Here is a 16,993-nt window from a genome sequence, read left to right as displayed (position 1 = left end):
TTAAGCGCCCCCGAATAGTTGTAACAAAGACACCATCGTTTCACCGATCCGAACGGCCAGTTCACTAATCGTTTCTAAAAAGCCGGGCATCATCAACATCATAATTGGCAGACCGAGAAAGATTTTTACCGGCAGACCAACAACAAACACGTTCATCTGTGGCACGGCACGACTCATCATCCCGAGCGCCACATCGACGAGAAACAAGATACCAACGATTGGAAACGCAATCTGAAAAGCAATGTAGAATACTGTTGAAAATGTTTCAACGACAAAATAAGTAATGCCGCCATCGCTGAAAGGTAAAAACATTTGATCAAGCGGGACGTATTCGTAGCTGTAAAAAATCCCTTCAATCATTAAGTGATGACCATCAATGGCGAACAAAAGCAGCACCGCAAAAGCGTTTAAAAAGCCACCGGTAAGCGGTGTCTGCGCGCCGGTTTGCGGGTCAATGACGTTTGCTACGAGAAAACCCATTTTATAGTCAATAAACGCTCCGGCAGTCTGAACAGCACTTACAATCATGTTTGCTGCTATCCCGACAAATAAACCGAGCATCACTTCTTTCATAACAAACAATGGATACATTGCATCAAAAGGCACCGGTTCCGGGTCAACAATAAAAAACATCACCCATGCCATATAAGCGCCTAAACCGATTTTCACCATGTTTGGAATTGTTCCGTACGAAAAAAGCGGCAGCGTCATGAAAAACGCCAGCACCCGGAAAAAAATTAAAAACCATGCCGGCAGATAATTTAACCATTCTAAATCCATTGCCAGCCTCCGTTCTAACCGATGAAGTTATGAAGATTGCTGAGCACTTGGTAGCCAAAGTTTGTTACCTGGCTCAGCATCCACGGCCCGAACGCAATTAAGGCAGCAAGTACACCAACAATTTTCGGGATAAACGCAAGCGTTTGTTCTTGAATCTGGGTTGTCGCCTGAAAGATCGCTACCATTAAACCGAGGGCAACGGCTGCAATCAAAAGCGGCCCGGCCACAAGCAGGATCGTAAGGACAGCATTTTCCGCCAAGTTAAGCACTGTGTCCGGTCCCATGCACCATCACCTTTCTAATAACTTACAAGTATTGACTCTATAATTAAGTACCAGCCGTCAACAAGCACAAACAGTAAAATTTTAAAAGGTAGTGAAATCATAACCGGCGGAAGCATCATCATACCCATAGACATTAAAACGCTCGCTACAATCATGTCGATGACAAGAAACGGCACGAAAATTAAAAATCCGATTTGAAACGCCGTTTTTAATTCGCTGATCACAAATGCAGGCACAAGTGCCGTAAGCGGAATGTCTTCAATCGTGTCCGGGTTTTCCAAGCCGGCGTAATCCATAAACAAGGCTAAATCCTGCTGCCGGGTATGCTGTGCCATAAACTCTTTCATCGGAAGGGCTGCAGCGTCAAACGCTTCAGCTTGATCGATCTCTCCGTTTAAAAGCGGCGTAAGCGCCTGCTCATTTACTTCTGTAAGTACCGGCGCCATAATGAAAAATGTTAAGAAAAGCGCAAGACCAATCAAAACTTGGTTAGGCGGTGACTGCTGGGTTGCAATCCCCTGCCGGACAAATGACAAAATGACAATGATCCGGGTAAAACAAGTCATTAAAATTAAAATTGAAGGAGCGAGCGACAGCACAGTTAACAGCAGCAAAAGCTGCACGGATGTCGCTAAACCATCGGCACCTTCGCCGAAAAGTTCACCTATTTCATTGAGTGGAAAATCCTCCATTACTCACGACGCTCCCTTATTGCTTGATGCCAGTCATTGTGCCGGCTTTGCACGTCTTGCATTTCATCTGCAGCTGTGTCTTTTAACGTTTCATGTGCCTCTTCTTCTACACCTTGAGGGCTTGGTTTTTTCATCCGCTCCTGCATCCAGCCGGCAGCTTTGTTCACCCACTGCCCCTGCATGTCCGGACCGTTCGTTAACGCCGCCAGCTCCTCATCGTCGCTGATTTCTTCTAAATACTGTACATTCTCACCGACACCAACGACATAAACGCGGCTGCCGATTTTTACTACTTGTACACTTTTATTGCCGCCAAGGGCCACCCCGCCAAGATTCTGCATCGTACGGTTGGCTTGAAACTTCTGGGTGCGGCGGCGCACAATGATTAAGAAGCCGTATAAAATGGCAACGACGACAAGCAGCCCGCCGATCATCTGCAAAAATTGACTCGCTAAGCTTTGATCCGCCATCGGGGCGGTCCCGACCGGGGCTTCATCTTCATCTTCTTCGTCCGCTTCTTCTCCTTCGTCTTCTTCACTTTCTTCGAGCGAATCGAGCACGGAGCTGTCTTCATCCTCGGCAAAGGCTGCAAGCGGCCCTAAGAGGGTTATGCAAAGTGCTGCTATCAGCCCGATCATCCAACGAAGTTTCACATTTTTCCCCTGCCTTTAACCGAGCGTTTTTTGAATGGCTTCAATCACGCGGTCGGCCTGGAATGGTTTTACAATAAAATCTTTCGCACCTGCTTGAATCGCATCAATGACCATTGACTGCTGTCCCATCGCTGAACACATTAAAATTTTTGCTTCCGGGTCAAAGCTTTTAATTTCTTTCAAAGCTTCAATGCCGTCTTTTTCCGGCATCGTAATATCCATTGTGACAAGGTCTGGTGAATGCTCTTTATACAATTCCACTGCCTGCACACCGTTTTCTGCTTCTGCGGCAATTTCATAATTGTTTTTTACTAAAATATCTTTAATCATCATGCGCATAAATGCTGCGTCGTCAACGATGAGTACAGATTGTGCCATGGTTAGTTCCCCCTACATTTCTATTTATTTAAGTTTTTCAGCCGGTCTTCCGGGCTAATAATGTCTGTCACACGCACACCGAAGTTTTCATCAATGACAACGACTTCGCCTTTAGCGATCAGCTTCTGGTTCACTAAAATATCCACCGGTTCACCGGCAAGTTTATCAAGTTCAATAATCGAACCTTGAGTGAACTCTAAAATATCGCGAATGGAACGCTTCGTGCGTCCGAGTTCTACAGAAACTTCAAGCGGAATATCCATCAACATATTTAAGTTTTTCGTTTCCGATTGATTCAGCTCCGGCGGATCAAAACTTGCAAATGCTGCCGGCTGAACGTCTGCCGCCCGCTGATCCACACCGAGCTGCTGCGGCTGCGGCGGTGGCTGTTGATACTGCGGCTGACTGTAGCCTGCAGCCGGCTGCTGTGGCTGTTGCTGTTGCTGCGGTTGTGGTTCCGGCTGCGGCGGCGCCTGTTGTTGCTGCGGTTGCGGCTCCGGCTGTGGCGGTGCCTGCTGCGGTTGTGGCTCTTGAGCCGGTTCTGCTGTTGCAGCCGCTTCCTCTCCACCACCAGGGTTCATTAAATCTTCAACAAGCTGTTTTGCAAAACCGACCGTTACAAATTGCATTAATGCTGAATCAACAAGGTCGCCAATCTGCAGCCGGAACGAAATTTTAATTAAAATATTTTCCTCCGGCAGTGTCTGCATCGTTGCTTCATCACTCGGGTCGACTTCACCAATCCCAGGCGGGGAAATGTCTACTTTCTTATTGAAGACCGTCGACATTGACGTGGAGGCACTGCCCATCATTTGATTCATCGCTTCTTCAACCGCGCTTGTATGCATTTCTGTTAAATCTTCAGCCGGGTTCGTCCCGTCACCACCGAGCATTAAATCGGCAATAATTGCTGCGTCGCGTTTTTGAATGACGAGCACATTACTGCCTTCAAAGCCTTCTGTGTACTGTACGTGCACAGATACGCGCGGCTGTGGAAACTCTTCAGCAATTAAATCGGAACGAACGGCGCTTACAACCGGTGTCGTAATTTCTGTTTTATGGTTTAATAGCTGGGATAAAGCCGTCGCTGCACTGCCGAAAGAAATATTACCGATCTCACCGAGGGCATCTTGTTCAATCTCGGATAAATAGTCGCTTACATTCAGCTCTGCATCACTTGCCGGCGGCGGATAGCCTTCATTTGTTTCGTCACCGCCTGCTTCTTCATTTCCTGCTTCTTCATTATTATTTGCATCATTATCATCATCGTTATCAATGCCTTTAAGCAGTTCATTAATTTCATCCTGCGACAGCATGTTGTCGTTATCATTCATCGCCTTCGTCCTCCCCCTTAATCTCGTCTGTCACCTGCACAGCGAGATGGTTTTTCAACTTGCCGGGCTGGGCGTAAAATTTCGGTTCTTCGCCAACATCCACGCGGAGCGGATCATCAATGGTACGGTCAAGCTGGATCACATCCTGCCTAGATAAATTCAACAACTCCTGCACCGTAATTTGTGATTCACCTAAGACAGCTTTCACATCAAGCGGCGCACCGCGTACTGTTTTTGCGAGCTGTTCTTCTTCACCAGGCGCCCGCTCTTTCTTTTTCGACTGCATCCAGTAGTGCACGCTTAAGTTCGGCAGTACACTCTCTAACACGACGTGCGGCAGGCAGATGTTAATCATCCCGGTCGTCTCACCAATCGTCGTTGAAAGGGAAATGACAACCACCGTTTCGTTCGGTGAGACCATCTGTAAAAACTGCGGGTTGACTTCAAGCTGCTCCATTTCCGGCTCAATCTCAATGATTGAACTCCACGCTTCTTCAAAACTGTTTAACATGCGTTGAAACAGCTGGCTCATAATCCGGGTTTCAAGTTCCGTTAAATTATCAACTTTATTGTAGCTCTCACCTTTACCGCCAAGCATACGATCGAGCATCGCATAAGCAATGTTCGGGTTCGTTTCAATCAAGAGCCGGCCTTCTAGCGGCAGTGCCTCAAACACATTCAAAAGCGTCATCTTCGGAATGGAACGAATGAATTCGTCATACGGCAGCTGATCAACCGAGGCGACAGAGATCTGCACGAACGTGCGCAGCTGGGCGGAGAGGGTGGTCGTTAAAATGCGGGCGAAATTATCGTGAATCCGGGAAATGGAGCGGATCTGGTCTTTAGAAAACCGAAGTGCTCTTTTAAAATCATACGTTTTCACTTTCCGCTCGTCATCTTCCTGCTTTAATTCATCCGCATCCATTTCACCGGTGGAAAGCGCAGATAAAAGCGCATCAATTTCACCCTGACTTAACACATCACCCATATATCTCACCTCGCTTTTAAAAAGATTTTACCGTGTTATTGAATCATTCGTTCTGTTGTATAGACGCGGATCACCGAGCCTTCATCTAAAAGTTCATTTAGCCGGAGACGCACCTGGCTTTCAAGTTCGTCGATCCCTTCACCTGACGTTAATTCCTGAGGTGACTTATCTGCAAGCTCGCGGATAATGACGTTATTCACTTGAAAGTCGCGTTGTTCTAGCTCTTCGCGGGCATCAGTTGAGTCCACATGAATCCGAAAGCGGGCCCGGATAAATTCATTTCCGTCAAGGTTTGTCGTAATTTCTTCTGTCTCCCACGACTGCTCAATAATCTCATCAATCGTCGGCTCACCATCCGGCGAACTGCCGCCGGCGAACTGATTAATTAAAACGAGCGTCACGACACCGATGAGGGTAAGTGCGATAATGATAATAAGCATAATAGTAACAAGCCGGTTTTTAAACATCAGTTATTTCTCCTCCTCACGCAGCGCCTGCCCTGCCAGTCCTACCAAACCGTATGAGTGGTAGCAGCTGTTCACCGCTTCTTTTAATTCATTAAGCGATTCTTTCACAAACACGGTTCGTCCGTTCGTAAGTGTAATCGTTGTATCCGGGTTCGCCTGCGCCTGTTCGATCAACATCACATTGACGAGAAAGCGGGCGCCGTTCAACCGGGTTAATTCAATCATATGTATCAGGAGGCAGCCATAAGCAGGCTGCCTCCTCCCTCCTTACGTGGAAAAAATTACTGCTTCATGTTCACAAGTTCCTGCAGAATTTCATCAGACGTTGTAATGATCCGGGTGTTTGCCTGCAGACCGCGCTGGGCGGTGATCATTTCTGTAAACTCTTCACTCATATCGACGTTGGACATTTCAAGCGTCCCGGCAACAATTTCACCAGCACCGCCGGCACCTGGTGTACTCCACTCTGGAATACCGGAGTTATCCGTCGGCTGGAACAAGTTGTCGCCCACTTTTTCCATGCCTTCCGGGTTTGCGAATTGTGCCATTTGCAGCTGCCCGGCGAAATGATTATCCCCGTCTAACACGAAGCTGATCGAGCCGTCACTACCGACGCTGAAACTCTCCGCTTCGGTCGGGATGCGGATGCGGCCAAAGCCTGCATCACCCGAGGCGTTATCTTCTATTGCACCAATATCACCAAAAGCACCATCATCATAAAATTCTTCTAAATCGGTAGGGAAAAAGTCCGCGGGATCAATATCATCATCTAGATCTACGTTGTTACCTGGATCTGCCGAAGCCCCTAAAAGATACTGCCCGTCCTGGTTCACAACGTAGCCCTCTTCATCCATATAAAAGTTGCCGGCGCGGGAATAGCTGACATTCACACCATCAATTCCCCCATCTTCTTCATCAATATCATCATCAGCAATGTCCCAATCTGAATCATCTTCCAACTCTCCGACAGCGAAGAAACCGTCGCCGGAGATGCCGAGATCGAGCTGCCGACCGGTGTTTTGCAGGCTGCCCTGCTCGTGAATGTTATCAATCGAGCCCATCTGCGCACCGAGGCCGACCTGCATGGCGTTTGTACCACCTTGTGTTTCTGTCGGGCCGGTGGCACCTTGGGTCTGCTGGCTCACCATATCTTTAAACATCGCCCGGCCTTTTTTAAAACCGTGGGTATTCACGTTCGCTAAGTTGTTACCGATGACATCCATTTTCTGTTGGTGATTATCGAGTCCGGAAATTCCGGAATACATTGAACGAAGCATTGCTGCATCCGCCTCCTATAAATTTAAGTTGTGCACCTGCCTCAATCGGTCAGCAGATGCGCCGGCTTCCGTGTCAGGTCCAGCCGGGTTTATTCAAGCACAATCGTGCCGTTAATGTTTGTGAATATTTGACTCTCTGCTTCCGCCCGGTTCATTGCGGTAATGACCGTTTCATTTTTTGCACTAACGACAAGCGCTGCATCTTCAGTTAACACGAGCGAGTCGGTGACACCTTTATCTTTGGCTTCACTTACTTTTTCGTGAATCCGGTCCCAGTCGGCATCAGAAATGTCTATGCCTCTGTCGGCGATCCGGTCGGCTGCGTGTTTACTCACTTTCAGCGGTTCATCAGCAACGCGGGCCTCTAGTACCGCTTGAAACGAAGGACCGCCTTCTGTTTTTTCTTTTGGTTTCGGTTTGTGGTTTGCGGTGTTATGAAGCAGGGAATCCAGACTGTGATTCGTAATATTCGGATTCATCGCTGTGCCTCATCTCTATTTAAAATTAAAAGCCGAACGGACTATTCATCATGTCCGGTGCCAGCTGATCAGCTGCGTCAGGTTCATTTGCGTTCGGTGCTTCCGGTACATTGTCTTGTATTTGTTCCGTCTCGCTTTGTTCGTTACTTACAGCGTCCGCTTCCGGCATGGCACTCATATCAGCATCAGCCGCGGCTACTTGTACGAGCTGGTCCTGGGTGATCCATGTTTCGTTTTCATCGTTTAACAGCATTTGGATGCTGCCGTCGCTCGTCCGCTTGACAGACACGACTTCACTTTCGTGTTCAATCACTTGCGGCTCTCCTGGTTCAGCACCTTCAACCGGCTCTTCCCAAGTAATCTGCTGGCCGATTAAATCCGCGTGCTGTACGAACGCGCCGCTTTCGTTTGCTTCAACGAAACTTTGAATCGACTCGCTCATATTCATCACCTGCTCTAGTTGGGAGAACGTTGCCATTTGCGCCACAAACTGTTCATCATCCATCGGGTCAAGCGGGTCTTGGTTTTGCATCTGCGCGATTAAAATCTTTAAAAAGTCATCGCGGCCCATCATGCTCGCTTCTTCTTGACTGACGACTTCTGCCTGGCGTTCCCGCGGCAGTCCGTACGTTTCATGAATGCTGTCAACCACAACACTCACCTACACTTTCTCTTCAAAGGTTAATTCATCAAGCAGTTCATCAAAGTCAATTGTTTCCTCAAGTTCTTCTTCATCTACCGGCATGCGGCTTTGTTCACGCTGCTGCTCCTGCTGTTTCCGGCCGTCCTGTTCATCCTGCGGTGTTTGGGAATACGGCTGCTGCACTTCAATCCGGTCCACGTTTATATTTTGCTGCTGAAACGCCTGCCGAAGTTGATTCAACTGACTTTCAACAAGGTCGCGTGCCGCCTGTGAGCTTGTCATTAACCGGGCAGTCATACCTTCAGTCGTCCGGGTTAATTGAATATCTAACCGGCCGAGGCTTTCTGGATAAAGCTTAATTGAAAGCTGCTGATTCCCACCGTTTTGCGTAAACTGGCTGCGCTGCATGGCGTTTTCAAACTGACGTAGAAACTGCTTCTGCTGCGCTTCTGTTGACCGGGCTTCCCCTAAATGAATCGAGAGCTGCTGGGTGTTCGATAAAGACTGCTGCGTATCACCAGATTGGAAAAAAGCACCTGCACTTGAACCAACATTCTGCTCCATTCGCTGTGCCGCTTGATTCATGAGCTCCTGCATGTACTGACTGCCATTTGCAACTGTCCGCTCACCGCCGCTCCGGGCTGTTTCAGCAGGCTTTGCATTTCCATCCTGGCGTTGATTTGCAAATCGCTCAAGTCCTAATGAGCGTTGTAAATTAGCTGACGTAAGTGCACTTGAAGAGAACAACTGCTGCGCTTGAGAAGAAGACGTATCAAATTGTAAAAATCCGGCATCAGCCAGTGCCTCAAGGGCTTCCTTTTGTTCACTTGTGTCAGCGTCCTGCTTTGCTTGCGCTTCAAGCTTTGTGAGTGCTTCTTCAATGCTCTCTTCCGGGAATTCCTCTGCTTCACTTTGTTCAGCAAACACACTTAAGCCACTAAACTGTAAAAGCGAAGAGCCTTCATCATTTAAAAGCGCTTCTACCGGAGCTTCTTCTTCAATAAGTTTTGTTAAAGTTTCAGCCTCTTCTTCCGGCAGTGCATTTAAAAGCTGCTGCACTTCTTCTGTTTCAAGCCAGGAAGCATCGAAATAACCGTCATCGCCTGCAAGTTCTTCAAGTGAAGCGAGAAGAGCTGCTTCATCTTCTGCAGAGAAGCCATCCGACTGTAACTTTTGCAGTCCTTCTTCAAGCTGTTGAATAGCCGCTTCACTAAGTTCACTTAATTGTTCACTGAAAAATGACTGTAAAGCTTCAACATTAAACTGCCCGTCTTGAAACAGCTCTTCTGATACAACTTCACGATCAAAGCTAAAAGCTTCCTCTAGTGACTCAAGAAGTGCTTCTCCATCTTCAACGTCTAGTTCGGCAAATAACTGCATGAGCATATCACTTTCACTTGTTTGTTCATCAACCTTTGCTTCACCGTGTTTTGAAAGCGTGGTGGAAAGCATTTCAAGAAAACCGCCGCCTTCTTTCGGTTCGCCTTTAAGTGCATTTCCATTTAACATTTGCATCCCTGACTGGCTTTGCGTCATCATCATCTGCATCATCTGCACGTTTTTTCACCTCCTTTCAAAAGGTTCATGCACTATTCAGCAAACTGGCTCATAATTTCAGCGGCTAAATCGGACTCCATTTCTGATAAAATATCAGCCCGGCCGTCATCGGTCATTTCTGACATGTGCAGCAATATTTCTTCTGTTGACATTTCTGTAAGAATCGCTGCTGCATCATCTGCTGACATATTTTCATAAACGCGGGCGAGGCGGGCAATCTCTTCCTGGGTTTCTTCTTCAAGCGCCGCGTCATCTTCAGACTCAAACGTTAACTCTTCAACTTCATCATTCAGCTCGGCAATCGTTTCTTCCTGGCTTTCCACTTCACTTTCTAAGCTGTCAATCTCACTTTCCTGACTTTCAATGGTTGCAAGCAGCTCTTCGCGGCTCGGCCCTTCCGTTTGTCCGGCAGCATCACCAGCTTCTTCGCCGTCATCAGCAATCCACTCTCCGACAACCGGGACATCTTCTGCGATTTCAAGTGGGTTGATATCTAGAAAATATAAAATCACTGCCGCAAGCATAAGGGCAAACATGCCTGGAATAATGACAATATAGAAGGCAAGCTGAATCACACCTGGTTTTTTTTGTTGTTCTTTTTCTTTATTAGCCATGACTTTCACCTAAATGGTACGAAGCGCAAACCGCTGCGAGGCGATCTCATCCATCTCCTGCTCTTCCCGTTTTTTCAGGAAGTGCCGGTGTTTCTCCTGCTCCATCGCTTTCATGCGCTCGTATTTTTTGTATTCGATATGAGCCTCTTGCATTGATTCGTGTTTTTTATGCATGTGATCACGAGCGGCATCCGTTTCTGATTGAAGTTTTAAAATTTCCTGCTTTAACCGATGTAAATTCGTTTCTGTCATTTGCAGGTCCATCACAGCAACCCCTTGCTGCAGCATTTGTTCGTGGTCTGCCTCAACATTTTCTTTTGCTTTTAAATATTCATAAAGCCGGGTTGCTGTTTCTTCAAAAGCATCCATGGACGCTTGATAATCTTGTTCTGCTGCATCTTTTTCTTTTTGTTTTAAATCAAGCAGTTTTTGCAGCGAATACTGAAAGGACATGCGCAATTACTCTCCTTTGCCGAACATTTTCTCAAGTTGATCAACCGTTTCTTGAAATGGAACTGGTTCATCCATCGACTGCTGTAAAAATTGTTGAATCTTTGGATAAGCTTTCACAGCCCGGTCGACTTCTTTTGATGAACCGCGCTTATAAGCACCGATCTGAATTAAATCTTCAGACTCTTCATACGTTGATAAGAGCCGGCGCAGTTGTTCAGCTGCATTGATATGCGTTTTAGAAACGATGTCACCCATAACACGGCTCACACTTTGCAGCACGTGAATCGCCGGATAATGACCTTTGTTAGCCAGTTCGCGGCTCAAGACGAGGTGGCCGTCTAAGATGCCGCGCACAGCATCTGCTACCGGCTCGTTCATGTCATCCCCATCGACAAGCACAGTGTAAAACGCAGTGACAGTTCCGTTTTCACTCGTTCCTGAACGTTCAAGTAACCGCGGGAGCAGAGCAAACACACTTGGTGTATAACCTTTTGTTGTCGGCGGCTCACCGATCGCAAGCCCGATTTCACGCTGGGCCATCGCAAAGCGGGTGACAGAATCCATTAACAAATTTACATCTTTTCCCTGCTCACGGAAATATTCGGCAACCGCTGTAGCCGTCATCGCTCCTTTAATGCGCATTAACGCCGGCTGATCAGAGGTAGCAACAACGAGAATTGTATTTTTCATCCCGCTTTTTCCGAGGTCACGCTCAATAAACTCTTTCACTTCACGCCCGCGTTCTCCGATTAAGGCAATGACGTTAATGTCAGCGTCGGAGTGTTTTGTAAACATGGCAAGCAGCGTACTTTTACCGACACCGCTTCCGGCAAAAATTCCGACACGCTGACCCTTTCCGACTGTCATACAGCCATCTACTGCTTTCACCCCGAGTGAGAGCGGTTCTTCGATGCGCGGCCGCATCAGTGGATTAGGTGGTTCATTATCAATTGGCTGCGGCGTTAAGCCTTCCGGCAGTGTACTCCCGTCCATCGGCCGGCCGAGCCCGTCAATAACTTTGCCGATCAATCCAGTGCCTACTTTAATTTCAAGCGGCCGCCGGCTCGCTTCAACAAGACTGCCCGGTGCAATGTCCACTGCAGCATTTAAAGGCATAAGCAGGACGTGTTCGCCGCGGAAACCGACAACTTCAGCCTGCAGCGTCTCACTGTTTGTGTCGGAATGAATGTAGCACAGCTCTCCGACCGCCGCCTGCGGACCTTTTGCTTCAATGGTTAAACCGACAACCTGTGTCACCCGGCCATACATTTTATACGGTGTTAAGCGGTCTACTTCATGAATTAAATCAGCTGCGCGCATCGGCATCTTCTTTCAGCCTTTCAAGCAGTTTTGTCTTTAATTCTTCAAGCTGATTGTCAATTGAGGCATCCATTCGACCGAACGGCGTTTCAATAATGCAGTCATTTTCGTTCAAGTTCGCATCCGGGTAAATGAACAACTCCTGGCTGTAACTTAATAGTGAAACGAGCTCATCTTTATGTTTCACTGTTTCATTGTAACGTTCGGCGCTTACATACACTTTCACTTCTTCCTGCTCCTGCACTTCAAACAACGCCTGGGCAAGCGCCTGCTGCCACACCGTTTCATCAGCTTGTAAACCATCTTTAATGACGCGGTTGGCAACAGCACTTGCAAGTTCAATAATAACCGGCTCCGACTCTTCCAAATACTGCTTCCGCTCGCTTTCAGCTGTTTTAATGGTTTCTTCAGCCTTTTTCACTTTCTTTTTAAATGCCTTCTCACCAGCTTTTTGTCCTTCTTCATAGCCTTCGGCGTAGCCGTTTTCTTTCGCTTGTTCAAACAGCTCGTTCAACTGCTGCTTGGCATTCTCTTCTTCCATGGCCGCCTGTTTTCGGACATTTTCGGCTTCTTCTTCTGCTTTTTGTTTGATCTTTTCTGCTTCATGTTTTGCTTGTTCAAGCAGTTCTTCAGCCGAAGTTTCATTGACCTCTTCCTGGACTGCAGCTTCATCTTCTTCCACAGTTTCGGCAGGGGCTTCTTCATGAGCAGGTTCTGCTTTTGGAAAAGCGCGGATACCGATTTCTACTTCTCCCTTTTTTGCCGGTTTCGTTAAGCCTGCTTTAATTAAATTAGACAATGATGTCGTCACCTCCGCCGCGGGCGATTACAATTTCACCTGCTTCCTCAAGGCGTCGGATCGTCGATACAATCCGGGTTTGCGATTCTTCTACGTCTCTTAGACGGACTGGCCCCATAAACTCCATCTCATCTCGGAAAGTATCCGCCATACGCTGTGACATGTTGTTAAAGATAATCTCCTGGACTTCTTCACTGGCCACTTTAAGCGACAACTGTAAGTCTTCGTTTTCTACATCGCGAATGACGCGCTGAATGGAACGATTGTCGAGCGTGACGATATCTTCGAAAACGAACATCCGTTTCTTAATTTCTTCAGCAAGTTCAGGGTCCTGCACTTCAAGACTGTCAAGAATTGTCCGTTCCGTGCTTCGGTCAACGCTGTTTAACACCTCAACGACAGCTTCAATGCCGCCTGCCTCTGTATGATCCTGTGCTGCGGTTGCACTTAACTTCTGCTCAAGCAGCGTTTCTACTTCATTTACAATATCCGGTGATGTCGCATCCATCGTCGCAATCCGCCTTGCAACATCGGACTGCAGCTCTTCAGGAAGCTCTGATAAAATCTGGCCGGACTGGGTCGCATCAAGATAAGACAAGATGAGCGCAATTGTTTGCGGGTGTTCATTTTGAATAAAGTTTAAAATCTGGGTCGGATCAGCTTTACGAGCAAAATCAAACGGGCGCACTTGCAGGGTGGACGTGAGGCGGTTAATAACATCCATCGCCTCATCGGCTCCGAGTGCTTTTTCAAGCACACTTTTTGCGTACGAAATACCACCTTGCGAAATATAATCCTGAGCCATTGCAATTTGGTGAAACTCTTCAAGAACAGCGTCTTTCGTCGCTTGGTCCACTTTTTGCACATTCGCAATTTCGAGCGTCAACTTCTCAATCTCTTCTTCGGATAAATGTTTATAAACCTGTGCTGAAACATCCGGACCGAGGGAAATGAGAAGCATGGCTGCCTTTTGTTTGCCGCTTAGCTCGTCTTTTGATCGAGGTACTTCTTTTGCCATTGATCTCATGTTCCTCCTTAATCTTCAGAAAGCCATGACCTGAGCAGTTTGGAGAACTCTTCCGGCTTGTCTTCAGCAAGCTTCTCCAGCTGCTTCCGGCGCTGTGCTTCTTCAGAGTCATCTTCCGGAATATCAGGTACATCCTCCGGCTGGTATTCTGTAATACTTTGTTCTTCGTCTTCTTCTCCTGCACGGCGACGGCGGATTGCCATCGTGCTTAACACAAGGACTGCCGCTAGCAGTGCCACGCCAACGCCGTATGCCCATGCCGGAATCCCGGCTTCTGCTTCTTCTTCAAAGTCCGGCTGACCGCTAAACACCATCGAGCCAACGCCGATCCGATCTTCGATGTCATCATCATCAAGTTCGGCTAAGTACTCAGCATCAATGCTTGTCCGTACAATCGTGTCTAAGATGTCTTCAATATCAGCGAGCACTTCATCAGGAAGAGTGTCTTCATCTTCTGGGTCCGGCGGCTCAACCATTACTTCAAGCCCAAGGTCACGAACGCGGTACGGACTTTCTTGAATTTCGCTGTAAATTCTGTTCACTTCGTAATTCACTCGTTCCTCCGTCCGGTCGTACTCACTGTCACCCTGCCCGACAGGCGCGTTGAACGCAGGAATATCATCTTCGCCGGCGCCAACAATGCCGCCTTCTCCAGCGCCTTCTGTTTCGTATGTTTCTTCAATGTTTTCAACGCTGACAGCGATACCTTCCACGGCGTCTTCATCAACCGGTTCGACAAGATGCTCCTCTCGGCTTTCCTGGGTGAAGTCCATGTCCGTTGTAACTGAAGCTACCACTTTGTCCTGGCCGATCATTGTACCGAGCATCTGCTGAATTTCTCTTTGAATCCCCTGCTCAATATCCTGCTGGATGCCGCGCTGCTGTTCATAAATATCAGCTGTTGAATCAACACCGCTGCTTCCGTAATCGTAATGCTCAAACATATGGTTCATTATGACGATATTATTAACAGATAAGTCCGGAACACTACGTGAAACTAAATGATAAAGGGCCTCAACTTGTCCTTCATTCGGGTTGTAGCCTGTCGTCGTCTCTAAAACAACTGAAGCTGATGCTTCGCCGGCCTCTTCACCGACATACATCGTTTCCTCCGGTAAGGTAATCATGACATCAGCGCTATTAATCCCGTCGATATTTCTTAAGAGATTTCCTAGTTCTGTCTGCATCGCAGCTCGTTCCATGACCGAGAACTCATTGTCGGTCATACCAAAACCCATTTGATCTTCAAAGACGCTGTAATCGATCGAGCCGCTTTGCGGTATACCTTCAGCTGCAAGGTCTACTTTTAATTCATCGACATGCTGTTCAGGCACGCTGACGGTAGACCCGCCGTCACCTACCTCTGCGGAAATTCCGCGGTCATTGAGCATATCAACAACCTCGCCTGCCTCCTGCTGCGATAAATTTGCGTAAAGCGGTTCGTACTGCGTTCTCGTACTTAAATAAATGGTAGCTGCAATAATGACAGCAAGTAACAAAACTGTGCCAATGAGGACCCCTTTTTGGAAGGTTGAACGCCCCTGCCAATATTCAACTATGCGGTCTTTGTATTGTATAACTGTCTCTTTCATTGGTCCTCCTGCCCGCCTTCGCTATGAAACAATAGATCTAAGATTTAAATTTGCATCTGCATGACTCGTTGGTAAGACTCAACGGCCCGGTTACGGATTTCTACGCCCGTCTGCAGCGCCGTGCTTGCCATTTCACTTGCGATCGTTACATCGTGCATATTTTCTGCCTCACCACGTGCAAGGCGTTCAGTCATCACCGACGACTGCTCCTGCAGCCCGTTTAAATTTTCAATAGCTTGACCGAGCTCTGAAGCAAACGAGTTCTGCCCTTCAATTAATTCGCTTCGTGCTTCGCGATCCTGCACTGCACCGTTTTGGATAGCTCCTGCTTGAATGCCCTGCATTTCCACTAGTAACTGCCCCCTTCCTAAAAGATAGAGAGATTTTAACTGCTTAAAAGTTTAGCTCATTACTGCTGACCGATTTCTAAACCTTTCAGCATCATGTTTTTGTTCGCATCCATCGCTGTTACGTTCGCCTCATATGAACGGGTCGCACTCATTAAATCAATCATTTCTTTTAATGGATCCACATTAGGCATTTGCACGTAACCATCTTCATCAGCATCAGGATGTTCCGGACGGTAAACTTCTTGAAACGGTGTCTCGTCTTCAACGATGCCGTCCACCCGTACACCTTGGCCGGTTTCTGTTGCGCGTCCGAGGGCGTGGTTAAAATGGTTTTGAAAATTTGATTCGTTCGGCGACATTGATGTCATCCGCCGGCGGTACGGCTCCCAATCGCCATCTTCATTCATCGTTGCCCGCGTTGAATTTTGGTTTGCCATGTTTGAGGAGACAACATCCATACGCAGCCGCTGGGATGTTAAAGCTGAAGCTGATGTTTCTAAACCATGAAACAAAGACATAAATTTTAACCTCCCTGAAGCGCTGTTTTAATTTTCGTGAACTGACCTCCGGCCCGGTCAGCTAAAGCGTTGTAATAAATCTGGTTTTGGGCCATGTTTGCCATTTCCCGGTCCATATCCACGTTGTTGCCGTTATGGTTGTACATTGAGGATGTATCTTTCGTTGTCTTCGGGCCTACTTCCTGAGTCCCAAAAGCAATATGTTCATCATTTGTTTGGTGAGCTTCTAAATTGCCGTTTTGAACAGCTTGATTCAGGGTATCTTTAAATGACGTGACTTCTCGACTGTAATTTGGTGTGTCGACATTCGAGATATTGTTTGAAATCGAATTTTGTCGGGCTGCAGCCCCATCAAGTCCGTGCATAGCTGCTTGAAGCGATGTGGATGAAAACATTCGTCTCCCCCTTTTTTGTCAACATTTTGCTAATCGTTACATTACTTATCTTAAATTGTATTAAAATATCAAACAAATGTCTATTTTACCTGTTACCTTTTCCGTTAATTACGGAAATGTACCTAGGAACTTTTTTTCATAGAGGTCTTTTGAGCTATATCGACATATGCCAACATCTAAAGATTTGACAAACTTAATCGATTGAAACTTTCAAACAATGATCGCCTGTAGTAAAAAGACGACAATCAATGAGTGAATTACCAGTGTTTGTAACGTTACTGGGCCGTTTTTTAATCGCTTTTGAAATTTCCGCCATACATTGTTATAACATGGTTTTTTTTATCTGAAAACCTCGATATTTTGTCGTTTTATCAAAACAGCGTTTACATTTTT

22 protein-coding genes are annotated in these 16,993 nt (G+C 47.1%); all 22 read right to left on the bottom strand.

Translation table 11 applies throughout. The features are described from left to right. Complete coding sequence (fliR, locus tag B0H94_RS00580) at nt 1-780, bottom strand: flagellar biosynthetic protein FliR (protein WP_106587287.1); 780 nt, start codon at nt 778-780, stop codon at nt 1-3. Between the two features lie 14 nt (nt 781-794). Beyond that, on the bottom strand, nt 795-1,064 hold the full coding sequence (gene fliQ / locus B0H94_RS00575; RefSeq protein ID WP_106587286.1) for a flagellar biosynthesis protein FliQ: 270 nt from the start codon (nt 1,062-1,064) through the stop codon (nt 795-797). A gap of 14 nt (nt 1,065-1,078) precedes the next feature. Next, a complete protein-coding gene (fliP, locus tag B0H94_RS00570) occupies nt 1,079-1,756 on the bottom strand; it encodes a flagellar type III secretion system pore protein FliP (protein ID WP_106587285.1) in 678 nt (225 codons plus the stop codon). Then, nucleotides 1,756-2,409: a flagellar biosynthetic protein FliO gene (locus B0H94_RS00565; RefSeq protein WP_106587284.1), complete on the bottom strand. Its 654-nt coding sequence runs from the start codon at nt 2,407-2,409 to the stop codon at nt 1,756-1,758. The genes fliP and B0H94_RS00565 overlap by 1 nt, the downstream gene beginning before the upstream one ends. Nucleotides 2,410-2,424: 15 nt before the next feature. Then, a complete protein-coding gene (locus B0H94_RS00560) occupies nt 2,425-2,787 on the bottom strand; it encodes a response regulator (RefSeq protein ID WP_106587283.1) in 363 nt (120 codons plus the stop codon). Between the two features lie 20 nt (nt 2,788-2,807). Beyond that, entirely contained in the window at nt 2,808-4,121 is a 1,314-nt protein-coding gene (gene fliY, locus B0H94_RS00555) for a flagellar motor switch phosphatase FliY (protein WP_106587282.1), read from the bottom strand. Further along, on the bottom strand, nt 4,114-5,109 hold the full coding sequence (fliM, locus tag B0H94_RS00550; RefSeq protein WP_106587281.1) for a flagellar motor switch protein FliM: 996 nt from the start codon (nt 5,107-5,109) through the stop codon (nt 4,114-4,116). Before fliM ends, fliY begins: the two co-directional genes overlap by 8 nt. A 35-nt stretch (nt 5,110-5,144) precedes the next feature. Further along, nucleotides 5,145-5,576 (bottom strand): flagellar basal body-associated protein FliL, encoded by a 432-nt coding sequence (fliL, locus tag B0H94_RS00545; protein WP_106587280.1) that lies wholly within the window; start codon nt 5,574-5,576, stop codon nt 5,145-5,147. 3 nt (nt 5,577-5,579) lie between these two features. Further along, nucleotides 5,580-5,801: a flagellar FlbD family protein gene (locus B0H94_RS00540; protein ID WP_106587279.1), complete on the bottom strand. Its 222-nt coding sequence runs from the start codon at nt 5,799-5,801 to the stop codon at nt 5,580-5,582. 56 nt (nt 5,802-5,857) lie between these two features. Then, a complete protein-coding gene (locus B0H94_RS00535) occupies nt 5,858-6,853 on the bottom strand; it encodes a flagellar hook-basal body complex protein (RefSeq protein ID WP_106587278.1) in 996 nt (331 codons plus the stop codon). Nucleotides 6,854-6,942: 89 nt separating this feature from the next. Beyond that, nucleotides 6,943-7,332: a TIGR02530 family flagellar biosynthesis protein gene (locus tag B0H94_RS00530; RefSeq protein WP_106587277.1), complete on the bottom strand. Its 390-nt coding sequence runs from the start codon at nt 7,330-7,332 to the stop codon at nt 6,943-6,945. Nucleotides 7,333-7,357: 25 nt separating this feature from the next. Continuing rightward, nucleotides 7,358-7,993: a flagellar hook assembly protein FlgD gene (gene flgD, locus B0H94_RS00525; protein WP_245893856.1), complete on the bottom strand. Its 636-nt coding sequence runs from the start codon at nt 7,991-7,993 to the stop codon at nt 7,358-7,360. Next, nucleotides 7,994-9,526, bottom strand: coding sequence for a flagellar hook-length control protein FliK (locus B0H94_RS00520; RefSeq protein ID WP_245893865.1), 1,533 nt, complete (start codon nt 9,524-9,526; stop codon nt 7,994-7,996). A gap of 38 nt (nt 9,527-9,564) precedes the next feature. Further along, on the bottom strand, nt 9,565-10,146 hold the full coding sequence (locus B0H94_RS00515) for a MotE family protein (protein ID WP_106587275.1): 582 nt from the start codon (nt 10,144-10,146) through the stop codon (nt 9,565-9,567). A 9-nt stretch (nt 10,147-10,155) separates the two neighbouring features. After that, entirely contained in the window at nt 10,156-10,599 is a 444-nt protein-coding gene (gene fliJ, locus B0H94_RS00510; protein ID WP_106587274.1) for a flagellar export protein FliJ, read from the bottom strand. A 6-nt stretch (nt 10,600-10,605) separates the two neighbouring features. Beyond that, entirely contained in the window at nt 10,606-11,919 is a 1,314-nt protein-coding gene (gene fliI / locus B0H94_RS00505; RefSeq protein ID WP_106587446.1) for a flagellar protein export ATPase FliI, read from the bottom strand. Further along, nucleotides 11,906-12,718, bottom strand: a complete 813-nt coding sequence (fliH, locus tag B0H94_RS00500; protein ID WP_181315186.1) for a flagellar assembly protein FliH — start codon at nt 12,716-12,718, stop codon at nt 11,906-11,908. The genes fliI and fliH overlap by 14 nt, the downstream gene beginning before the upstream one ends. Then, nucleotides 12,711-13,736 (bottom strand): flagellar motor switch protein FliG, encoded by a 1,026-nt coding sequence (fliG, locus tag B0H94_RS00495; protein ID WP_106587272.1) that lies wholly within the window; start codon nt 13,734-13,736, stop codon nt 12,711-12,713. The genes fliH and fliG overlap by 8 nt, the downstream gene beginning before the upstream one ends. A gap of 17 nt (nt 13,737-13,753) precedes the next feature. Continuing rightward, nucleotides 13,754-15,337, bottom strand: a complete 1,584-nt coding sequence (gene fliF / locus B0H94_RS00490; RefSeq protein WP_106587271.1) for a flagellar basal-body MS-ring/collar protein FliF — start codon at nt 15,335-15,337, stop codon at nt 13,754-13,756. 44 nt (nt 15,338-15,381) lie between these two features. After that, nucleotides 15,382-15,681 (bottom strand): flagellar hook-basal body complex protein FliE, encoded by a 300-nt coding sequence (gene fliE, locus B0H94_RS00485; RefSeq protein WP_106587445.1) that lies wholly within the window; start codon nt 15,679-15,681, stop codon nt 15,382-15,384. A gap of 65 nt (nt 15,682-15,746) precedes the next feature. Continuing rightward, complete coding sequence (flgC, locus tag B0H94_RS00480) at nt 15,747-16,205, bottom strand: flagellar basal body rod protein FlgC (protein WP_106587270.1); 459 nt, start codon at nt 16,203-16,205, stop codon at nt 15,747-15,749. 5 nt (nt 16,206-16,210) lie between these two features. After that, the gene (gene flgB, locus B0H94_RS00475; RefSeq protein ID WP_106587269.1) at nt 16,211-16,600 is read right to left on the bottom strand and encodes a flagellar basal body rod protein FlgB; all 390 of its coding nucleotides are present in this window, start codon (nt 16,598-16,600) and stop codon (nt 16,211-16,213) included. Nucleotides 16,601-16,993 lie beyond the last annotated feature (393 nt).

It is taken from the genome of Salsuginibacillus halophilus, assembly GCF_003014715.1.
Classification (GTDB): Bacteria; Bacillota; Bacilli; order Bacillales; family Marinococcaceae; genus Salsuginibacillus; species Salsuginibacillus halophilus.
This window is presented reverse-complemented; position numbering and strand designations above follow the sequence as displayed.